Genomic DNA, 2,597 nt, shown 5'->3' on the forward strand with positions numbered 1-2,597 from the left:
TACTCTTATTCAAGTGGGCTTTTATCTGTTTTATCATGGGAAGTACCTCCTTAACTATCAGTTTAGCACATAAAAAAAGAAACCCAAATACAGAATTGTATTTGAATTTCTTAACTTAATGACATTGGGATTATCTCCTGATTCTTTTTTGTATTCTTTTATTCTGCCAAGGCACCCATTGGATCCCATGGTGCAAGGACGATTGGTTCTGCTTCATAAGCAGCTTGTTCTTCTGCTGTTAGCAATTCTTTACGAACAACGATTTGGTAAGTGTATTCGTCCATCCAAGCATCTGAGGCAACAAAGTAACCATCCGTACCGACTTTGTCTCCCCATGAGTTTTCAACTTTCCACTTGATTGATTTGCCATTTTCATCCAAATCAACACCTGTCAAGACCATTGCGTGAGTCATCAAGCTTTCGCTGTAGTCCAAACGTCCTGCCTTGTCCTGAGTGAGTTGAATGTCCATGCTTGATTCAAAGTCATAGACATCTGTCGCAAGGATTCCGGCTTTACGGTTGCTGAGCTGGCCAACATCTGAACCAAACCAAACAGTTTCCCCTGTCTGCATTTGGGCAATCGCCAATTCTTTCAAACGTTCCATCGGTACGTTGATGTAGCGAACTGCACGGCTTCCAACGACATTTCCCAACATCTCAACTGTGTAAGATTTACCGTAAGGTTTGTCAGCAGTTGGAGCATTGATCACAGAAACGTAGTCTTCTAGTGGAAGGTCAACGTATTTCTTGTAAAACTCTTGTGGAGTGATGCCTTTTTCGCTTTGGTAGTTGTTGTCCTTATCACGATAAGCAAAGTCAAATTGACGTGGCGGAAGTCCTAGTGACATGGCAAGGAAGTTAAAGATCTCCTGCAAGAGGTCTTCTTTCTTAGCTTGAACAGTCGCTTGGTCTGCGCCAGAAGCCAAGAGGTCACGCAAGATTTGAGCGTCTTGACGAAGCAATTTGTTAAGGATTGCATTGAGCTCACGACTATTGCTAGATGAAACAGATTCTGGATAAACAGACTTAGGTACGACACCGTATTTCTCAAAGAGAGAAACTACCATATCCCACTGACCACCATCTTGTTGTGGAGTTTGGAGTAGGAAGCTAACCTTGCGGCTGGTCAATTCTTGGTCAGCAGTCGCAATGACTTGCTCCAAGAACCAGTTTGATTTTTCATACTTGTCCCAGAAGAAGGTGTGGGCTTGTGACAATTCAAAGTTTTCAAGTTTGTACTGAGAGATGAGTTTGTGGCGGAAAGTATTAAGGGCCGCAAACATCCAGCAGCGACCAGAAGCCTTCTGGTTAGTGACCTTGTCCTTTGTCAAATCAAGTGAGAAAACAGGTGTGTTATCTACATGGCTTTGACGACGCTCAAGGGCTGCAAAGATTCCATTGTGGCTGGCAGCATTTTCGATAGCTTGGTATTTGACATTTGCTTCATAATTAGCAAATAATTTATCTGTAAATGATTCTTGAATCGCGTTCATAAAATCCTCCTTTTATTCTACAGTCTATTATAACTCTTTTCACAAAGGAAGCAACCAAAAACTGAAAAAGGTAAGGATATTTTCCTCACCTTTTTCAAAGATTACACAGTTTACCCAACACTTTCGAGCAAGCTTTCTAATTCCTCTGTGGTCAAGCGACGCCATTCCCCACGCTTCAGATTTTCATCCAAGGTCAAAGTTCCCATGGTCAGACGTTGCAAGTCCACCACTTCCTTGCCACAGTAAGCAACCATCCGTTTAATCTGATGGAATTTCCCTTCTGCAATGGTCACACGAACCAGACTTTGGTTTTTTTCTCTATCAAGAGATACAAGTTCCAGTTTGGCAGGCTTACAGGTAAAGTCTTTTAGCGGAATCCCTTGTGCAAATGTCTCTACATCCTCTTGGGTCATGATTCCATCGACCCGCGCCAGATAAATCTTATCCACATGGCGTTTAGGAGAAAGAAGAGCATGAGCCAGTTGGCCATCATTGGTCAAGAGCAAGAGTCCATGCGTGTCGATATCCAAACGTCCCACTGGGAAAACTTCCTTTGATCGAGCTAAATCATCCAACAAATCCAACACAGTCTTATGTTCAGAATCTTCAGTTGCTGAAATAACCCCCTGGGGCTTGTTCATCATATAGTAAACAAACTCCTCGTAGTCTAGCTTTTGCCCGTCAAAACAAATCTCGTCTATCTCTTCATTGATTTGTAGCTTGGCAGATTTTTCCTTTTTACCATTGACCGTCACGCGCCCAGCCTTTAGAAAGTTTTTAACCTCTGTCCGACTTCCTACGGCGCAGGCAACTAAATATTTATCTAATCTCATAGCACTATTATACCATGAATAAGCTTAATCTTATACTCTTCGAAAATCAAATTCAAACCACGTCATCGTCCCCTTACCGTACTCAAGTACAGCCTGCGGCTAGCTTCCTAGTTTGCTCTTTGATTTTCATTGAGTATTAGTACAAAAATAAGCCGCCTGATTGGGCGACTTTATTTTATAGGGAGATTGTTATGAAAAATTTTTAGGAGTTAAAGTTAAGTTTCTCTTAACTTATGCTTATAGTATAAGCTAGATTCCTAAAAGTTTTCTT

General features: G+C 41.6%; 2 protein-coding genes. Both read right to left on the minus strand.

Features of this window, described 5'->3' with window-relative positions:
- Positions 1-158 precede the first annotated feature (158 nt).
- Complete coding sequence (pepC, locus tag QM911_RS09750) at positions 159-1,493, minus strand: aminopeptidase C (RefSeq protein WP_414313869.1); 1,335 nt, start codon at positions 1,491-1,493, stop codon at positions 159-161.
- A 110-nt stretch (positions 1,494-1,603) separates the two neighbouring features.
- Positions 1,604-2,326, minus strand: coding sequence for a pseudouridine synthase (locus QM911_RS09755; protein ID WP_414313870.1), 723 nt, complete (start codon positions 2,324-2,326; stop codon positions 1,604-1,606).
- Positions 2,327-2,597 lie beyond the last annotated feature (271 nt).

It is taken from the genome of Streptococcus infantis (assembly GCF_047460825.1).
GTDB lineage: Bacteria > Bacillota > Bacilli > Lactobacillales > Streptococcaceae > Streptococcus > Streptococcus infantis_V.

Excerpts from the sequence above, each read along its gene's own strand:
- QM911_RS09755 (WP_414313870.1), bottom strand. The coding sequence starts at position 2,326 with ATGAGATTAGATAAATATTTAGTTGCCTGCGCCGTAGGAAGTCGGACA.
- pepC (WP_414313869.1), bottom strand. The coding sequence starts at position 1,493 with ATGAACGCGATTCAAGAATCATTTACAGATAAATTATTTGCTAATTAT.